The organism is Psychrobacter sp., assembly GCF_041554015.1.
Taxonomy (GTDB): Bacteria; Pseudomonadota; Gammaproteobacteria; order Pseudomonadales; family Moraxellaceae; genus Psychrobacter.
In genome coordinates this window covers 27,624-46,916 of the sequence record NZ_JBFFMS010000010.1, presented here as the reverse complement: position 1 = coordinate 46,916, position 19,293 = coordinate 27,624, and the positions used below count along the sequence as shown (strand labels likewise).

17 protein-coding genes are annotated in these 19,293 nt (G+C 41.9%); 11 read left to right on the top strand and 6 right to left on the bottom strand.

The features are described 5' to 3' along the window. Positions 1 to 427 precede the first annotated feature (427 nt). The 4 genes from ABYU67_RS04750 (at position 428) to lpxC (ending at position 5,400) form a co-directional block, all read left to right on the top strand. Complete coding sequence (locus ABYU67_RS04750) at positions 428 to 1,255, top strand: cell division protein FtsQ/DivIB (RefSeq protein WP_372843859.1); 828 nt, start codon at positions 428 to 430, stop codon at positions 1,253 to 1,255. A gap of 152 nt (positions 1,256 to 1,407) precedes the next feature. Next, positions 1,408 to 2,700 carry a cell division protein FtsA gene (gene ftsA / locus ABYU67_RS04745; RefSeq protein WP_372843858.1) on the top strand — a complete coding sequence of 431 codons (1,293 nt, stop codon included), beginning with the start codon at positions 1,408 to 1,410 and terminating at the stop codon, positions 2,698 to 2,700. A 234-nt stretch (positions 2,701 to 2,934) separates the two neighbouring features. Then, complete coding sequence (gene ftsZ / locus ABYU67_RS04740) at positions 2,935 to 4,125, top strand: cell division protein FtsZ (protein ID WP_372843857.1); 1,191 nt, start codon at positions 2,935 to 2,937, stop codon at positions 4,123 to 4,125. 357 nt (positions 4,126 to 4,482) lie between these two features. Continuing rightward, the gene (lpxC, locus tag ABYU67_RS04735) at positions 4,483 to 5,400 is read left to right on the top strand and encodes a UDP-3-O-acyl-N-acetylglucosamine deacetylase (protein ID WP_372843856.1); all 918 of its coding nucleotides are present in this window, start codon (positions 4,483 to 4,485) and stop codon (positions 5,398 to 5,400) included. Positions 5,401 to 5,698: 298 nt separating this feature from the next. Here the strand turns inward: lpxC and ABYU67_RS04730 are convergent, their stop codons facing one another. After that, a complete protein-coding gene (locus tag ABYU67_RS04730; protein WP_372843855.1) occupies positions 5,699 to 6,214 on the bottom strand; it encodes a hypothetical protein in 516 nt (171 codons plus the stop codon). Between the two features lie 267 nt (positions 6,215 to 6,481). On the opposite strand from ABYU67_RS04730, the gene ABYU67_RS04725 reads away from it, so the two are divergent. Continuing rightward, the gene (locus ABYU67_RS04725) at positions 6,482 to 7,210 is read left to right on the top strand and encodes a CHAP domain-containing protein (RefSeq protein ID WP_372843854.1); all 729 of its coding nucleotides are present in this window, start codon (positions 6,482 to 6,484) and stop codon (positions 7,208 to 7,210) included. Between the two features lie 104 nt (positions 7,211 to 7,314). Here ABYU67_RS04725 and ABYU67_RS04720 read toward each other — a convergent pair whose 3' ends face one another. Together ABYU67_RS04720 and ABYU67_RS04715 are read right to left on the bottom strand one after the other, a co-directional pair. Continuing rightward, a complete protein-coding gene (locus ABYU67_RS04720) occupies positions 7,315 to 8,037 on the bottom strand; it encodes a hypothetical protein (protein ID WP_372843853.1) in 723 nt (240 codons plus the stop codon). Positions 8,038 to 8,258: 221 nt separating this feature from the next. After that, on the bottom strand, positions 8,259 to 8,567 hold the full coding sequence (locus ABYU67_RS04715) for a YhbY family RNA-binding protein (RefSeq protein WP_372843852.1): 309 nt from the start codon (positions 8,565 to 8,567) through the stop codon (positions 8,259 to 8,261). Between the two features lie 363 nt (positions 8,568 to 8,930). Here ABYU67_RS04715 and ABYU67_RS04710 point away from each other — a divergent pair, with 363 nt between their 5' ends. From ABYU67_RS04710 to ABYU67_RS04685, 6 genes are all read left to right on the top strand, one after another. Next, a complete protein-coding gene (locus ABYU67_RS04710) occupies positions 8,931 to 9,563 on the top strand; it encodes an RlmE family RNA methyltransferase (protein ID WP_372843851.1) in 633 nt (210 codons plus the stop codon). A 343-nt stretch (positions 9,564 to 9,906) separates the two neighbouring features. Then, positions 9,907 to 11,802: an ATP-dependent zinc metalloprotease FtsH gene (gene ftsH / locus ABYU67_RS04705; protein ID WP_372843850.1), complete on the top strand. Its 1,896-nt coding sequence runs from the start codon at positions 9,907 to 9,909 to the stop codon at positions 11,800 to 11,802. A 301-nt stretch (positions 11,803 to 12,103) separates the two neighbouring features. Beyond that, positions 12,104 to 13,006 carry a dihydropteroate synthase gene (gene folP, locus ABYU67_RS04700; protein WP_372843849.1) on the top strand — a complete coding sequence of 301 codons (903 nt, stop codon included), beginning with the start codon at positions 12,104 to 12,106 and terminating at the stop codon, positions 13,004 to 13,006. 123 nt (positions 13,007 to 13,129) lie between these two features. Continuing rightward, a complete protein-coding gene (locus tag ABYU67_RS04695) occupies positions 13,130 to 13,411 on the top strand; it encodes a succinate dehydrogenase assembly factor 2 (RefSeq protein WP_372843848.1) in 282 nt (93 codons plus the stop codon). 87 nt (positions 13,412 to 13,498) lie between these two features. Further along, on the top strand, positions 13,499 to 13,957 hold the full coding sequence (locus ABYU67_RS04690; RefSeq protein ID WP_372843847.1) for a protein YgfX: 459 nt from the start codon (positions 13,499 to 13,501) through the stop codon (positions 13,955 to 13,957). A gap of 237 nt (positions 13,958 to 14,194) precedes the next feature. Further along, entirely contained in the window at positions 14,195 to 14,908 is a 714-nt protein-coding gene (locus ABYU67_RS04685) for a YidB family protein (protein WP_372843846.1), read from the top strand. Positions 14,909 to 15,017: 109 nt separating this feature from the next. On the opposite strand, the gene ABYU67_RS04680 is transcribed toward ABYU67_RS04685, so the two are convergent. The 3 genes from ABYU67_RS04680 to trmB all read right to left on the bottom strand — a co-directional run bounded on the left by ABYU67_RS04680 (position 15,018) and on the right by trmB (position 19,122). Further along, the gene (locus tag ABYU67_RS04680; protein ID WP_372843845.1) at positions 15,018 to 16,139 is read right to left on the bottom strand and encodes a regulatory protein RecX; all 1,122 of its coding nucleotides are present in this window, start codon (positions 16,137 to 16,139) and stop codon (positions 15,018 to 15,020) included. Positions 16,140 to 16,180: 41 nt separating this feature from the next. Continuing rightward, positions 16,181 to 17,236, bottom strand: a complete 1,056-nt coding sequence (gene recA / locus ABYU67_RS04675) for a recombinase RecA (RefSeq protein ID WP_372843844.1) — start codon at positions 17,234 to 17,236, stop codon at positions 16,181 to 16,183. A 1,022-nt stretch (positions 17,237 to 18,258) separates the two neighbouring features. Beyond that, positions 18,259 to 19,122, bottom strand: coding sequence for a tRNA (guanosine(46)-N7)-methyltransferase TrmB (gene trmB, locus ABYU67_RS04670; protein WP_372843843.1), 864 nt, complete (start codon positions 19,120 to 19,122; stop codon positions 18,259 to 18,261). Positions 19,123 to 19,293 lie beyond the last annotated feature (171 nt).

The following is a 19,293-nucleotide window of genomic DNA, read 5'->3' as shown; positions in this document are numbered from 1 at the left end:
AGCTATTGAACAGGGTCAAGCAGTCGCTTTTTATTACTCGTAATGTATCGCTAGCGCTGCTATACCACAGCTTCATGTAAACTTGTGTAAATTCGTTAGTAGTAGTAGGGGTTAGGCTATTGTTTGAAGGTAAAATGCGTTAATATTGTAACTATCTAGTGTTTTTGGTGAAGGTTATGCAGCGCTTTGGTAAGTCCTTCATTAGATAAGAGAAATGTTACATTTAAAGGCCGATAAACGCACTTTGTATTGCCATTTAAAGTGATGAATTGATAGCATGTCTATTTGGTAGTTATAGCCTTTACCCTTGCTCAGATGGCACGCGCTTTGTATCCATAAAAAAGATCGTCGATTTACATAAACATGAATCGAATATATGACACATACAGATTATTTTGATTAAATAAATATAGGGGCGAAGCGTATTATGGCTCAAACTGTCAATGAGGTCGCTGACTTAATGAGTGATAAAACCCGTCACCCAAAATCGAACTTTCAAGTACCCACGGCGATCAGATACTTTTTTACTGTATTGGTGCTTGGGTTGTTAGTGCTGATATTGATAATGGGCGGTAAGGCCTTACGTGATGCACCTCCAGCAGCGATTCATGTCGATCATCAAGGATTGACGGTTGCTGAATATCGAGCGCTGCAGCATGTTATGAATCAGCAAAGTGTGAGCAGCTTTTTCACCTCTGATTTGCAAGCGTTGAGAGATATTACCACGGGTTTGGCTTGGGTTGATCAGGTTAGTATCAGTCGTGATTGGCAAAAGGGCATTGTGGTAACCGTATTGCCTAAGCAAGCGGTGGCAAATTTCGGTACTGAGCGTCTAGTCGATGCAAAAGGCAATGTATTTGTCCCTGCTGATAGTAGAGATTTGACGCAAGAGAACTTTGCCACTTTACAAGGTAATATGACTCAAGCACCGGTCATTATGCAGCAGTTGCAGCAAGTCAATGACTGGTATGCGCCGCTTGGCTTACAAGTTGAAGATATTATTTTGTCGCCAAGGATGACATGGCTGATCCGTTTTGATAACGGGTTACGCATTATCGTTGATAATGAGAATACGGCACAAAAACTATTGAATTTAAGTCAGTTGCTCGGCAATCAATTGAAAAGTCGCCGTGATGAGATACAATCAGTCGATCTGCGTTACAAAAATGGATTTACGATTGCATGGAATATAGCAGCGCCGAAAAATAATGAGACACCTGCAAACCAAAAAACCCTAAGTAAAACCCCTCTATAATTAATAGATAAAGTAGCCCGCACGCTAAACTTGTCTGCTTTATTTTTTATACAGAGTCAACATACGCTATTGTCAGCTGATGATAGTTTTATTTTAATGATTTAATGGAGACATCATTTGTTCTCCTGTTTAGCGATAATTTGTCTGGTACCATGAAAAATACTGAAAATCTGGTTGTTGTCCATTTAAGTGCCACGGCAGTTTATGTCGTCATTGGTAGCGTTGTGTCTGCAAAAGACATCCGTATTATGGGTGTGGGACAAGTTAAAAATAGCGACTTTTATCAAGGTCAAATTAAGCATCGTGAACGTTTACAAGGCGCTATCAAACAGGCTATTCAAGAAGCGGAAGATACTGCCAATTGCCGCGTGCATAGTGTTTGGCTGACGCTGGCGACGCCCGAGCTATTGAGCAAAAATAGCGTGGGAGAGGTTCGGGTAGAAGATGAATTTGTTCGTGCTAAAGACATGGTACAAGCGCTCTCAAATGCCAAATCGCAAGACCTATCATCTGATTATTATTTGATGCACTGTTGTCAGCAAGGCATCTATATCGACAATCAAGAGTTTATGGTCGATGATGCCATTGACATGGTAGCGCACAATATCGCGGTGATGTACCACATGATGATGATGCCGGTAGCGGGTCGTCAAAACATCCAAAAACTGTTGCAAAGCTGTGATGTGGGCATTGATCATATCGTATTTGATGCGGTAACCAGTGCAGAATACAGCTTGATGAGTGAAGAGCGCCAACAGGGCGTTTGCTTAGTAGATATAGGGGCCAGCACCACAAGCATCTGTGTTTATAAAGAAAATAAGCTTATTTTTACCCATTGTATTGCAACGGGCAGTCATGAAGTGACGATGGATATTTCAGCTGACGTGGGTATTTCGATGATAGAGGCTGAAAAGCTGAAAAAATCGCATGGTACAGTGGATGTTAACAGTGTAGATCCAAGCTCGTTTTTCTTATTTAAACCGCAAGGGTCAGGGGATGAGATCAACATCGGTATCTACAACCTTGCTCGTATTATTGAAGCCCGCTACGTACAGATTTTCACTGAAGTGGTGCGCCAATTACATGAAGCGGACTTATTAGGCTATATTGATAAAGGTATTGTGCTTACAGGTGGTGGTAGTGCGATTAAAGGCATGGTACCGTTTGCGAAAAAATTGTTGAAAATGCCAGTAGTATTGACCAATACCCACCCTGCGATTAGTGCTTATAATCATTTTGATAATGACGAATCCTTTAAACAATTGAATTTTCAGGTGAATGATCGGGCTTATCAAACCGCATTTGGTACCTTATTATATAGTCAAAGCGAGCAGTTTCGTCGCAGTGAAAAAAGTGAGCCCGAAGCTATTCAAAAAAATCGTGTGACGGGTGTTTTTCAAAGCGCTGGTCAACGTTTTGCCAGTGTACTGAAAAAGATATTATAATTGTGCTGATTATTTGCTGATAGCAATCAGATAAGAGGGTTGTCAGCAAGACCAAGCTACAATATAAACAGCAATACCCTGTATAATAACGGCATATCTTGGTTAAGCGTTACTATTTAAGCCATGGCCCTGTTTTAATCAAATACATTTATATATAGTAAGTCGATAGCGCGCCATATGCGTGTGTTACCACGTATCGACCATCACGCTATCTGCAACTGGAGAAACTTTTTTATGTCAAAATACACCATGCCAGATGATAATCAGCTTCAAAGTAATGGCCAGGCCAGCTTCACTGTATTCGGTGTGGGCGGCGGTGGCGGTAATGCAGTTGAACATATGGTACAGCAAGGGATTAGAGGTGTAACATTCGTCTGTGCCAATACGGACAAACAGGCGCTTGATCGTTTGACTGCACCGCATAAATTACAACTTGGCGCAAAAACCAACCGTGGTCTTGGTGCAGGGGCAAATCCAGAAGTGGGCCGCGAAGCTGCAGAGAGCGACGAAGAGGCGATTCGTGCACTGCTTGAGCACTCAGATATGGTCTTTATCACCGCTGGGATGGGTGGGGGAACAGGTACAGGTGCGGCGCCAGTCGTCGCACGTATTGCTAAAGAGATGGAAGTATTGACTGTGGCTGTTGTCACGACGCCGTTTAAGTTTGAAGGTGGCAAGCGTATCAAGGCTGCTAAAGCAGGTATCGAGCAGCTGACTAACTTTGTAGACTCTATCATTACGATTCCAAATGATAAGCTCATGAGTGTCTACGGTAACATCTCTATGCAAGATGCCTTTAAAAAAGCAGATGACGTGCTATTGCATGCAGTACAAGGTATTGCAGAGACCATCGCTAGCGAAGGTATGATCAACATTGACTTTAACGATATCCGTACCGCAATGACTGCTAAAGGCCATGCGATGATGGGTATTGGCCGCGCCAGCGGTGATGATCGTGCGCGTCAAGCCACTGAAAAAGCTATCAGATCGCCATTACTTGATGATTTGCGTTTAGAGAATGCCAAAGGCTTACTCGTCAACGTGATTTCATCTGAATCCCTATCTTTAGATGAGATGAGCAAGATCAGTGTAATCGTTGAAGAAATCACTGATATCGATGAGGCGCATATCTTCTATGGCTCAGTGATTGATGAAAAAATGGGCGACGACTTGCATGTGACGGTTATTGCAACTGGTTTAACTTTGGATGAAAACGCTGGTGAAGAGCCTGAAGTGGTTGAACAACCTGTGCCTTCTGTAAACAGTACACAGCCTGTTGACCCAAACTTGCATACCAGTGCGTTAAACAGTCAAAAACAAGCACAATATCAAGAGAATCCAATTCGTACAACGAGCGTGCCGGAACAAGCTAAAACCAAGACCAATAGTATTCAAGACTATCTAAAGCGTCAGCAAAACAAATAGATACCCTTGGTATAAATGTTGCTATTTAAAAAAGTCAGCGTTTAAATGCTGGCTTTTTTTTGCCTAATTTTTGCCTATTCATAATCTCTACTATTCACCAGCTACTGATACGTTGATTGTTGCCAGTTATCAAAATACCGATCAAACATATTCATGTAAGCAGTGTTTTCAAGAGATAAAGTCCAGTATTTTATAGCCCTTTACTAGAGATTGCGACTACACAGTCACCGATCATAAGTCTTCGATAAGTGTTATCAATCAAAGAGATAGGTAAATTAACGCTTTTTATCGCTAGCGAATAGGGCCTAGGTAATGATACACTATGGCAATTGTAACAAAATATGTGAGAAGACAGCCATGAATCAACGAACCATAAAAACAGCAATCGCTGTTACAGGTACTGGTCTTCATAGTGGTCAACCTGTTGACTTAGAGTTTCATCCGCAACCAATTGATACTGGAATCGTCTTTGAGCGTTCTGATATGACTGGCAGCACGCCCATTCCTGCCAGTGCCTTTTTGGTACAAGATACTATGATGTCATCAAACCTTGTATTTGGTGGTACCCGTGTCGGTACGGTTGAGCATTTACTCAGTGCGATCGCAGGACTTGGTATTGATAATCTATTGATTCGTGTATCAGCATCAGAGATACCCATTATGGATGGCAGTGCCGCGCCTTTTGTGGGACTACTATTGCAAGCAGGTTTTTGTGAACAGGATGCCCCAAAGAAATTTATCCGCATTTTACGTACTGTACGTGTCAAAGTTGATGATAAATGGGCAGAGCTACGTCCTTATCATGGATTTGAGCTTAATTTTGAAATTGATTTCGATCATCCTGCGATTGATAAAAACTTTCAGCATGCCCAATTGCAGTTTTCAACCCAAAACTTTATTGAGCAGTTAAGTTCAGCACGCACCTTTGGTTTCTTACGTGATATTGAAACCATGCGCCAGAACAATCTGGCCTTAGGCGGTAGCATGGACAATGCGATTGTGATTGATGAAAGCCATATTTTGAATGAAGAGGGCTTGCGCTTTAATGATGAATTTGTGCGTCATAAAATTCTAGATGCCCTTGGTGATTTATATCTGATTGGCTATCCGATTTTGGGTCGCTTTAATGCCTATAAATCCGGCCATGCTTTGAACAATTTATTGGTACGTGAGATTTTATCTGACCAGAATAACTTTGAAATTGTAACTTTTGATGACAATGTAACGTGTCCTATCGAATATTTACCTTTGAATGGTATAACTGTCGAAGGATGAATACAGGAATATACACGAAGTATCGAAACATTTACGCAATATTACATAAGATGGCTATAATGAAGGCGGAATTATATTCATAAAATTAGATATATATTTCTTTATTTTATGATAACTTGCCTGTATAGTAGATGAGATAAAAGCTGTAGCGAATAGTAAAATCATCTATCAGTGCGGTTCACAATGTGAATGGCGCTGATAGATGATTTTTTTTGTTTTTGAAATTACAAAAACCCAGCTTGAAGCAGGTCGTTTACTGGATTTATTTACATAACTTTACATTGCACATAGCGTTTTTTTAGGGATTTATGAGGCGTAATAGTGCTTTTTTGAGGTTTTCATCAGTGGTGACATGCTCTGCTGCCTGTGATATAGTCCGCTTTGTGTTTTGGCTAAGAGCCTGATTTTCATGGGCTTTAACGGACATTGAGCGTGATGCTGACAGGCCTGATGATGATTTAGAATAATGATTATCGGGGGATTTATTGGCTACGACGACGCGGATTTGCTTGAGTTGTTTAAATGTAATTGACTGCTCTGTTAACACTTGCAAATACGCGCTCTGCAAATAGCGAATATGATTGGCAGCAGTTACCGACTCAACACTGAGTGTCAATTGCTCAGACGTTAAACCTACGACCCAGCAGCTAGTGAGGATTTCCTCAGGTAGACAATCTACCAAAAGTGCTTTTATTTCAGAGGTCGCTTGCACATATAAACGCATACTATCAGATAGGTTTTGAGGTAGCGCACTACCAGCAAAAGCTTGATGATCGATAAGAGTGGCAAGGCGGTTAGGGTTTTTTTGGGACATCGTGATAACTCATCTAATAGGTGAAAAATCGATAGTCATAATAAACAGGCTCTAAACGCTCATTTTTAAAGCAGGGTATGACGTAGCAAACGATTTATATCGTAGATGATTAAGCTGCTAATGATATCAGCATCAGCTACTTAAGAAGTAAAAGAGCGATTGTACTAAATATTTTATCATGTTTATGTCATGACTATATTCTCTAAACTAATTCATGCTTTGTCACGGATGACGAGCACTCCCGTTTTCACAATAGGTAGTAAATTTATGAAACAAGCTTTATTAATTTTGTCAGTATTGGGCATGGGCGTAGCACAGACAAGTGGTGCTGCCGAAACAACCTTTCAATCAAATAATACCTTGAGTCATACCATCACCAATATCACTACTTCTGCGAACTACGGTTCGAGTCGTAACATCTATAGTACCAATAGCGGTGCTTATGTTTCTAGCAATGACGAAATCAGCCAAGCAATCGATAATCTAAGCGCGCATGCAAAACAAAAAGAATATCAGCTAGCGTCGCTTACCAATCGTTTGTCTTATGAGCAGCGTCAACAAAAAGCAAGTTTGGTACCAGATCGTTATTCAGCGCCCGCTATTGCAGCAGCGAATGCTTCACGAGTCGCTTTATCTAGTAGCACCGGCTATTGCGCTCGTTATGTTCGTAAAGCGTTACAATCAGCGGGCTACGAATTTACCCCTAATCCTTCAGCGTATCAATACGCGTCTCGCGGCACACTGTCACAAGCGGGCTTTACCAAAATCAGTAATAATATGGAACCACAGGTTGGTGATGTGGTTGTTTACGACCGCACTTCAAGCCGCCCTCATGGTCACATTCAAATATTTGATGGTAATGACTGGGTATCTGACTTCCGTCAAAACAGCATTAGCCCATACAGCGGTCATTACAGCTATACGACGTGGCGCGATTCTAGATACGTCGATGATGCATCAGACCGTGGTATCTACCTTGCTATGGCTGAAAAATAACTATCAGTTAACAGCTTTCTCCGGACTCAGTAATGTGCTTTATAACATTACTGAGTTTTTTTATGTCTTAAATAATTATTGATGTGTTTACGCGCCAAGCGCTGCTAAGCGACAAATGGTGTCCAGTACTGACGATTATGAAAGTCGGGCGGTGAGGCATGTTTGGGGGCGAAATATAGCAGCGTAGTACCAAAGGATAAAATAACACAAGGATGTAGGTAGTCGATAATAGGTTGATAGCCATAATGACAGGCGTCATCATAGCACTGACTTAAAGGCACTTGAAAACAGCGCTGATACTGAAAAAGCTTGGGAGCTGACGTCTGAGACGCAGTTTGCCGCTTAGAGGGGCGATGCCAGTCAATAAAAGCGCGTGTCTGTCTGTCAGCTTGCAAAAGAGGTGTCGGCGGCAATGTTGCAGGAGAGCGATAGCTATTGAACTTATAAAGCGCATACTGCCCATTTGGGCTAGCGTTTATTTCTATATAAGCTGTTTTTTGATTGGTACTGAATAAATCATCACTATCGTTCAAACGACTCTTTACTAAAGAGCCTGCTATAAAGCATTCAAGACAGGTTTGTTGCCACAGATAATCCTTAAAACCTACCTTATCTGCTCGCCACGTTGGCCAAGTTAATTGAGCAGCTAGGGAGGCAGTGGGTAATGTCACATCATAAGTTAGTTGTAGATAAGCCTCCGGCTGCGCTACAAGGGTCACGCTGACCTGTACACTGATATCCTGTAAGGCTTCTACGGTCACACCAAGTTGCTGAGCATCTGCTACTAAGGTTTCAGTAGCGACATATAAATCAAAAATCTGGCTCATTGTCTTATCATCTCAAAAAGTATTAGTATTATAAAACATGATATAGATGCTAACGAATATCGCCTGTTAAATAGTGAGCTACAAATGACATAAAAGCCGCGAGCAAAGGTGCATCGCGGCTTTTATCATTTATCGTCATCATCTGGCCAAAGACACATCAGCCGTCTATTTTAAAAAGCCTTATATGCAGCAGACGATATAATCTAGCAAGTATTGGTGTATTAAACACTACGTGCAAGGTTTGAGAGTTTAGGGTTGGCATTTGGGTTTTTGCGTAGCAACAGCGCCATACGACCAATTGAGTGAATCAAAGTCGCCTTCGCCGTTGCCGCAAGCTCAGCACCGATGGTATCACGCTCTTCTTTACTACCAGCAGGCAGTTTGACTTTAATCAGTTCATGATCTGATAAGGCGCGATCAATCTCTTCAATGATGCTTGGTGTGACACCTTTATTGCCAATCATAACGATTGGTTTTAGATCATGACCAATACCTTTTAGGCGTTTGATGGTTGCGTTATCGAGTTGCATAGCATTCCTAGGGGTTATTAAAAATAAAAGACAATTAAATTGAGAGCAGTTGCTGACCATTATAAGTAATCTATGGGCATCTTGCATAAGATCAGCAGGATTTTGCACGATTTTACGTGATGAAAATGTTAAACTGCCATTATGAGTACATTATAAACGCTACGCTCTTATAAAGCAGTGTTTTCACTGAGAAAGTTTAACGATTTGATATCTAAACGTGAATCAAGCGCTCAGTAATATGAAAAACCATGACTAATAGCATTTTTGATGGCATGGTTATAGCAAGCGATAAACAGCAGCAATGTTTGGTAATGCATTATTTAATATACGCGTATAAAAAGGTAAGTCATAGGAGCAGGAATTTTGGCCACACGTATTGAAAACAAAAAATTGTCAAAGAGCAGTAGTGCTTGGATGAAAGAGCACATTGATGATCACTATGTGCAAAAGGCCCAAAAAGATGGCTACCGTGCTCGCGCGGCCTATAAGTTATTGGAAATAAATGAAAAGACCAATTTGATTAAAAAAGGTATGACCGTTGTTGATTTGGGCAGTGCCCCTGGCAGTTGGTCGCAAGTTGCGGGTCAATTGGTTGGTGAAAAAGGCATCTTGATTGCCTCTGATATCTTGCCGATGGATACCTTGCCGGACGTCACTTTTATTCAAGGTGACTTTCGTGAGGCAGAGGTGTTTGAGCGTATCATGGCGGAGGTTGGTGATAGACAAGTCGATGTGGTGCTGTCTGATATGGCACCCAATACCGCAGGTAATAGTGCTATTGATCAGCCGCGTATGATGTATTTATGTGAGCTTGCGGTCGATTTCGCGCTGGCAACCTTACCAGAAGGTGGCGCGCTTATTATGAAAGTGTTTCAAGGTGAAGGGACACAAGAATTACGCAAGCAGATGCAGGCAGATTTTAGTAAAATCCGTAGTATCAAACCTGGCGCTTCACGACCGCGCTCAAAAGAGATATTTTGGGTGGCTATAAAATAGTGGTCATTAAATAATACTGATTAAAATCATCAAATTAAAACCGCTACAATCGTTAACTGAATAATAGCGAGTTGTGCTTGAATTATTCAGGTTAACACCACATATCATGATATATTAACTTTGTTTGAAACCTGTTTTTAAGTAGCTTTTTAAGCATTTATGTTTTTAGCAAAGTCGTCTGACCGTAAGCGCTCTATAAACTCGCTTATTCATCGTTATTGTGCCATTTATTGTCTGTTTAACATGATAATTGATTATAACCCTTGAATAGCGAGACATACGTTTATATATAGACGTCACGTGTTTAGTAAACACACCAATAAGTATGGGATGGGAATAACTAGTGAGCGACATGGTAAAAAACACCTTATTGTGGCTGGTGGTAATCGGCGTTTTGGTGCTGGTGTTTAGTGGCTTTGATAAATCATCTGAGCCCGATAACCTTAATTACTCTGAGTTTGTGACCGCTGTGTCAGAAAACCAAGTAGCCAGTGTTGAGATCGATGGCGAGCAAATCACCGGTGAAAAGAAAAATGGTTCTGAATTTGAAACCATTCGTCCAGCTGTGATGGATGACGAGCTAATGCCATTGCTGCGTGAAAATAAAGTCGAAGTCCAAGGCACTGCACCGAAACGCCAAAGCGTCTTGATGCAATTGCTGATAGCCAGTTTCCCAATTTTGCTGATTATTGGTCTGTTTTTATTCTTTATGCGTAATATGCAGGGCGGCGCTGGCGGCAAGGGCGGCGGACCAATGAGCTTTGGTAAATCAAAAGCCAAAATGCTCACCGAAGACCAAATCAAAGTAAATTTTGAGGACGTTGCTGGTTGTGAAGAAGCCAAAGAAGAAGTTGTCGAAGTCGTCGAATTCTTACGCGACCCTGATAAATTCACCAAGCTTGGCGCGACGATTCCACGCGGTATCTTGATGGTAGGTCCACCGGGTACGGGTAAGACTTTATTAGCTCGTGCCATTGCTGGTGAAGCTAAAGTACCGTTTTTCTCAATTTCAGGTTCTGATTTTGTTGAGATGTTCGTCGGTGTTGGTGCATCACGTGTTCGTGATATGTTTGAACAAGCAAAGAAAAGCGCGCCATGTATCATCTTTATCGATGAGATCGATGCGGTCGGTCGTCATCGTGGCTCTGGTATGGGTGGCGGTAACGATGAGCGTGAGCAGACATTGAACCAATTGTTGGTTGAGATGGATGGGTTTGAAGGCAATGAGGGTGTTATCGTCATTGCGGCAACCAACCGTGCTGACGTACTGGATAAAGCACTATTGCGTCCGGGTCGTTTTGACCGTCAGGTTCAAGTAGGCTTACCAGATATCAAAGGTCGTGAGCAAATTCTTAAAGTGCATTTGAAAAAACTGCCCAACACTATAAGTGTTGACGCTCATGCCCTAGCTCGTGGTACGCCAGGGTTTAGTGGTGCGCAGCTTGCCAACCTTGTGAACGAAGCTGCGTTATTTGCCGCACGTCGTAACAAGCGCAGCGTTGACATGAATGACTTTGAGGATGCTAAAGATAAGCTATATATGGGTCCTGAGCGTAAATCAATGGTTATACGTGAAGAGGAGCGCCGTGCTACTGCTTATCATGAAGCAGGCCATGCGCTAGTTGCCGAGTTATTACCGGGTACTGATCCTGTCCATAAAGTCACTATTATGCCGCGTGGATTTGCATTGGGTGTGACGTGGCAGTTGCCTGAGCACGACCAAACCAGTATGTACAAATCAAAAATGCTAAGTGATATTGCAATTTTATTTGGTGGTCGTATTGCCGAAGAAGTCTTTATCAATCAAATGTCGACGGGTGCCTCAAACGACTTTGAACGTGCGACCAAAATGGCGCGTGCTATGGTTACCAAATACGGTATGTCTGATGCGCTTGGTATCATGGTCTATGAAGATGATGACAGCTCACAAGGTTACTTCGGTGGCGGTGGCCGTACGATTTCAGAGGCAACCCAGCAAAAGGTTGATGAAGAAGTACGCCGTATGCTTGAGGAGCAATATGATATCGCTCGTGAATTGATTGAAGGTAATCAAGAAAAGATGCATGCCATGGTAGACGCTTTGATGAAGTGGGAAACCATTGACCGTGATCAATTGCAAGATATCTTAGCGGGTGAGCAACCTCGTCCACCAAGAGTTTACCAACATCACGAAGTGAACTTGTCAAAGGACAATGTAAAGACCACTGGCGTAACGCCTCCGCCATTACCAGCGATGTAATTCTTAATCTTAAGTTCTCAAAAAAAGCCCTTTTAATAAAGGGCTTTTTTGTTGCTACCAGTTTAGAATGGCATTAGATTTACTGGTATCATAAGCCCTATATATAGTTGATTCTAAATAAGACAGCACGGCTATAATTTTTTTGGTATGTTGTGGCTAATGACGACAAAGCTAACAAAGCCTACAGTGCCGAAATGGACTGTTTAATATTTATCCCAGTACCGCTATGTCATTCTAATATTAAATTCACTATATTAGCGCTAAAATCAATCTTACAAATTCAAATCATCATGGATAAGTTATGTCATTATTCCACCCTTTACCTGCTTATACTATGACCAGCCGCGATAAGGTTCTAGATTTATCACAGCCTCATATCATGGGCATCTTAAACGTCACGCCAGATTCGTTCTCAGATGGCGGGCAGTTTGATGCGGTTGATAAGGCGGTAGCGCATTGTAAGGACATGATGGCAGCAGGTGCCACCATCATAGATATAGGCGGTGAGTCTACTCGTCCAAATGCCAAAATGGTGATGACTTCTGTTGAGTTACAACGGGTCGTGCCAGTTGTGTCAGCCATTAGACAACAGCTGGGTCATGAGATATGGCTATCTATTGATACCAGTAGCTCTGAGGTTATGCAGGCTGCGTTTGAAGCCGGTGCTGATATCTGGAACGATGTACGGGCACTCAAGCGTGAGGGCGCAGCTGAAATGGCAGCTAAGCTCAATATTCCTATTATGCTCATGCATATGCGCGGTGAGCCAACTACGATGAATAACTTAGCACAGTATGAGGATGTGGTCAGTGACGTCATGACAGAGCTACAAGCACGTATTGATGAGGTGACAAGCGTCGGCGTCATGCGCGAAAATATCATTATTGACCCCGGTTTTGGTTTTGCTAAAAACTATGAGCATCACTGTGCTTTACTGAGTGAGCTTAAACGCTTACAGACACTCGGGCTGCCAATGATGTTTGGTATCTCACGTAAGCGATTTTTAGCAGAAGTCTTGAGCAACACAGGTCTTCAGACATTTGCTACTACTGAGCCGGCTGAGCGTGATACTGTAGGTACTGCAGCTGGTCTTTTTGCATTGCAGCAAGGGGCAAGTATCATTCGTACTCATCATGTCGCTATGATGCAGCAAGCCGTAACGTTATGGCGCCAGCTATCTGCCCACAGTAAAAACCCATCATGATAGTCATGTTTGCGATTCACTGATGATAAGCAGAAACACTTTATCAATCACAATCATGGCCAATAAAAGAATTTTGACACGATTATTTATTAATATACCTCTTGAATGGATGAAAATACCTTTATGAGCATTAACCATCAGCCAGAGCCAACCAATGAGCAGCGCCGCATTATTTATCAAGCTCGCCGAGGTTTGAAAGAGTTGGATTTTTACTTTGAGCCTTACATTAAAGAGCTTTATTTGTCGGCAGAAGCTGCTGAGCAAGAGAGCTTTGCGCAAATGCTGACTCATGAAGACCCTGATTTATTAGATTATTTCACCAACCAAAGCCGACCAGAAGATGAGGCGATATGGGCGCTGGTGAATAAGATTAAAACATGGCGCCATAGCAAAAGTTTGAGTTAGTCACTTAAAGGGCTAAACTTTATTTTTACATCGGGATAGCGGTATCGAATTTTTTTATTCATCAAATACATGCTTTGGCAGCTCACTATGACAGCATCAACTTCGCTACGCATTGATACCGCTATCAAGCCGATAAGCTACCTGCAGATACTGTTTTACGTAGCTTTAAGTGGTGGCATCATATTATTAGCAGTATTTGCTTCCTTATCCTTATGGCAGTATGTCGTTATACTGCTCATTAGCGCTGTAGTTATTGCTTATCTAGCATTGTCACGTCCTATATTACTGCATCTAAGCCAACCGCCACTGAATAAGAGTATTTATGAAGATTGGCAGCTATTGATACGTACAAGTTGTGGCGATGCGCTATGGCAAGCAAAGCTAAATACAGTCAATCAATCTAGTTGGGCTATCTGTTTTGATTTTAATATCATAGAGCCTTATCAACGCCGGTTTACTGTGGCTATATTTCGTGATCAGGTCAGCGCCGAGCAATGGCGTGAGTTAAGCGTCCTAGCAAATATGACGGCCAGCAAAACCGTTTGATTGGGCTTGGTGCCAATTGCATACGCTTATCTTCCTTATCTTATCGTGCTAAATCTTAGCGTACTAAAGTATCTTCTACATCTCATAACAAAATGCCTATCTAGACAAGCCAGTAGATTTGCTATATTAGGATTTAGCTTTTATAGGCGTTTTAAAGAGTAGGTGAGGCAGCAGTTGTCATTTTGCTAGACCAAAACCTATATCGACGAATTTTATTATAATAAAAAGGATAAGGTTATGAGTTTATTAGGGAATTTAGTCAGTCAAGTAGCTCGTAGTGCCATGGATCCAGAGGATGCACAACGTAACCCAGTCAATCAGCGTATCAATTCGCGCCGTACTGGCGGTCTTGGTGATATATTGGGGAGCGTACTTGGTGGCGGTCAGTCGGCAGGTTATAATCCGCAGCAGTATGAGCGCCGTTCAGCCGACAATGGATTTGGCTTAGACGATATTATCGGCGGGCTAACAGCTGGCAAGCAGCGCGGTGGTATGAGTTCAGGTACTGGTGGGCTTGGCGATATTTTAGGCAGTGTACTTGGCGGGCAGACGACCAGAGGCGGCTTTGGAGGTAAAGGTATGCTGATCGCTGCCCTGATGCCTATGGTATTAAGCTGGATAAAGCGCAATGGTGGCTTAAGTGGAGCCCTATCAAAAATTACCGGTATGGGCTATGAAAATCAAGCGCGCTCTTGGTTAAGTAATAATGAGCTTAATGACAATCTTGATCCTAATGATATCAATCGCTTGTTTGATGACAGTGAAATTCAGCAAGTCGCTGCCCATACAGGTGCTAATGAGACTGAAGTTCGTCAAGGATTGGCTGAATTGTTACCTGAAGTGGTGAACCAGTTGACGCCAAATGGTAATTTGGACAATGAACCTGAAGCCAATGATGAGATTGATCAAATCATCAGTCAGTTATCAAGCCGTCTAGGAAAATTAAAGTAATCAGGTTAGTACGTATAGCATTTAAAACCATAAAAAGAGCACCTGTTTAGGTGCTCTTTTTATGTCTAATATATAATGGCAAAGGTTAAAGTTTTTACATTAAAAATTGCTAAAAACGTTCATCTAACGTCTCTAAGGTATAGTTTAATGCCGCAAAACAAATATCGCTATTAAAGCCGCGATATTGTAAAAAACGTAGCTGCCTTGCTTTGTCCTTTTGTTCAACGGGTATGGTAGCACCATACTTCCTAGTACGTGCACTCACCGCTAATTTGAGCCAGTCTACGCCTTCGACTAGATTATCTGTGCTGTCCTCTATAAATTCGCTAAACTCATCTGATTCTGCATTTGCCATGTCAATAAGCTCATCGATATTATCAGGCATCGCTATCTTTTTGCGGTAAAACTCCTGCTTAATACGACCTCTACCGCGGCCTTTTCGGATATTCTCCCGTATCAGCATTAGAGTAGTACGGTAATCACTTTGATAGCCTTTTTCTTCGAATTCATCGAGTAGGGCATCAACTTTATCTGCCGCTTGCTCTTTATCTAGCAATTTTTGCTTAAGCTCAGCTTTGCCGTATTCGCGGCGTGATAGATAATAAAATGCCAACCAGCGTAAGCGACTTTCTGCTTTGATGGCATCGACTTCCGCTTGGCGCTGCTCAGGCGTGCGCAGATATGCCTTTAGGGCAGCTGGCAAGTTATCGATTTGGCTGTCTTGATTTTCTATCTCACCATTGTGAGCAGTTATCGATACATCTGCTTGCTCTGAGTCTAGTAAGCATGAATCAACACCTATGTCATGACTAGTAGCGTTATCTGTTTTATTAACATGAGCGGCGTTTTTAACGTCTATCAGCATCTCTTTAATGCTTTGCGCGGCAGGTGGCTCATAAGCAGGCACGTCAGAGGGCTCAGCGGTAAAAGTAGCCGCTGGATGAAAGCGTTTTTTACGTTTTTTGGATTTGCGCATGGGGCTTAAAGAATGAGCGGCTTCAGTTGAATCTGCCGTAAACCTAGTCTGATCATCTATTAAACGGCTCTCAGTGACATTAGGGTTATTTGGATGCTGGGCGCGCTTGGCAGTCTTACTGGTGTCTTTAGGTTTGTGTTTATATGGGTGCTTGCTATGCGGATTCTGAGTAGTGCTTTTTTGATTGTGACGCGTAGAGCTCGCTGAATCGGTATCCGACTCAGCGAGTATTTCAGCCAACGTTTTAATTTTCATAAGACATCATAATAACGGCTAGTATTTAGCAAAAATCCCTATTATAGAGATTCTGAGGCTATATCTTCATCGACTTGATCTACTGCTGCAACTTGACTGTCTGTTTTGACACCAAGCTTCTCAGCACGGATTTTGGCTTCTATCTCGTCAGCAATAGCAGGGTTCTCTTTTAAGAACAGTACCGAATTGGCTTTACCTTGTCCGATTTTTTCATCGCCATAGCTGTACCAAGAGCCAGCTTTACCAACTGCACCAATCTCAACACCCAAATCAATCACTTCAGCTAGATGATTAGTGCCTTCACCGTAAGTAATCTCAAATTCAGCTTGGCGAAATGGTGGCGCCATTTTATTTTTGATGACTTTGACACGGGTTTGGTTACCAATGATCTCATCACCATTTTTAACGGCACCAATACGGCGAATATCCATACGCACAGAAGCATAAAATTTAAGCGCATTACCACCAGTCGTGGTCTCAGGGCTGCCGAACATCACACCGATTTTCATACGGATTTGGTTGATAAATAACACCATACAGTTTGAACGTTTGGCGTTACCAGTGATTTTACGCAAAGCTTGGCTCATAAGGCGGGCTTGCAGACCCATATGTGAATCGCCCATCTCACCTTCAATCTCAGCACGCGGCGTCAAGGCGGCAACCGAGTCGATAACGATCATATCAATCGCACCTGAACGCACCAACATATCGGTAATCTCAAGTGCTTGCTCACCATTATCCGGCTGTGAAAGTAGCAGATCATCGGTATTTACGCCAAGCTTACGGGCATAAACTGGATCTAAAGCGTGTTCCGCATCGATAAAAGCACAAACACCGCCTTGCTTTTGGCAGGCTGCAATAGCTTGCAAGGTCATCGTTGTTTTACCTGAGCTTTCAGGACCATAAATCTCGATGATACGACCTTTTGGTAAACCACCAATCCCAAGTGCGATATCTAGACCTAATGAGCCAGTAGAGACAACATCGACATCGAGTGTCGCTGAGTCATCACCCAGATGCATGATGGTATTTTTACCAAATTGCTTTTCAATTTGCGCTAATGCCGCTTTTAAGGCTTTGGCTTTGTTGTCGTCCATGTAGGACTCCTTGTTATCAATAATTTATAAGAATAAGTTGTATGAATATTAACAATGGCGTGTTTGATGCTAGCAAGGATAAGGTAGGCTATCATTGATAGCATTTTTGAACTAAGGTTAGAGTAGGTAATAGGATAAATCTGGTAGACCGTGATATCAAATATATCACTCTACTATACAGTAAAATTAAAGGCTGATAAAAGCGAAAAAAAGTTCATAAATTATAATAAGGCTCATAGCGCTTACCACTTATCTCACCAGATTAGGGCTTCCTTTAGCTTTATATCATAATTTATTAGATAGGGTAATTATAACAAAATCTGTGGCATATATTGAGCATAACTGGACACTAGGCGACAATAGGTGTCGTCTAGGAAAACAAATATAGTAGTATGGCATTCTAAAAGCTACCCTACATATTTGAACCTGATGAGCATGCTATTTGTCAATAGTTTTGGAAGTTATCCACAATAAATAAATTGTATTTATTTAGCTAATGTGAAACATTACATGAGATAAAATGAATATTAAAAATTTTATAAATAAATTATTTTAGTTTTTAAATTGATGTAAGTTATTGATGTTATTACAATTTTAAATTGTACAAAAAATGAACAATTTTACCTAACCCTTTAAGTTATCTAAGGAATTGCTTGTCAAGTAGCGACTTATGCACAGGGTTATCCACAGCTTATGGGGAGAACTCACCAATCCCTTATGCTATCAAAGGTTGCGCCGATAAGGGCTATCACGTAATCTATAAAATTTGGCGATTCTTAGTTTTACAAATTTAAATTTTGCAGTATCTCAATATGGCTGACACCTATGTTTCACATCTATAGAGGTGGATTTTATTTTGAGATAAATACCTTTATTGCTCATAAAAGCCTATTAGAGCAGGCTATAGCAGTTATGCCACCTTATAAACAAAAGGTTTAGAGACCAGTAAATATAAAAAAGCGGCTAGGATACTGATAGATATCCTAGCCGCTTTAGGGTAAGCCAACGTAGTGGGTTTGCTGTTAGTCTTTTAGATAAATCAAATCCCAAACGCCATGACCACGCTCTAAACCTCGGCGCTCAAATTTTGTCATTGGACGAAAGTCAGGGCGGTCGGTGAAGTTGCCTGCACCCGCTTGGTTGGTTAAGCCTGCAAAACCATCCAACACTTCAACCATCCAAAAAGCATAATGCTCCCAGTCGGTTGCTGTGTGGAACCAGCCGCCTTGCTTTAAACTACGCGTCACAATTGCCATGCGCTCAGGGCTGACAAAACGACGTTTGTAATGGCGCTTTTTTTGCCATGGGTCAGGGAAGTATAGCTGGATGCGATCAATATGGTTTTCTGGTAGTTGCTTGAGCAATTGTATCGCATCACCGTTGATGATTTTGACATTGGTCAAATTTTGCGTACCTGCCATATAGGCGCATTTACCGATACCTGGCTCGTGCACCTCGACCCCAACGAAATTGCGGCTCGGCTCGGCTGCTGCCATCTCAATGAATGAATCACCCAGTCCAAAACCAATCTCCAAGGTAAGCGGTGCTTCACTGCCATTAGGGCTATCTGCAAATAGCGTTCGTAGATTGTTGATACCATCAAGATCGCCATCACCAAAGCTATTATTGACTAGATACTCAGCAAATTCTGGCGCGGTCAATGCAAGCTCGGCATTTTTATTCATGTGCGTACGTCGTTTCATAAAAGTATTGACGATACGTAGGTGTTTGCTGTCTTCAGTTTCATTCTCACTTTCATCCTCAATCATATTACTGGCAACAATGTCAGCATCAGTAGGGATTTCGGTGTTAGGGCTGAGGACTTTTTGCTCATCAGTAGTACGGGTACTATCGATGTTATCATTAATATCAGGATGTTGACTCATAGGATTGACAAGGCTTAATAAAATGGGTGATGTGCGCTTATTATAAGTCAAATCGCTACAGCTGTGAACGGACAATGCTTTTTTAATATTGTTCATTCAGCATAGAAGAGTAAAAGCGCCTGCCTTGTTTGACGCATCATATATAGATCTGCATGTGGCTGTCTTTATGCT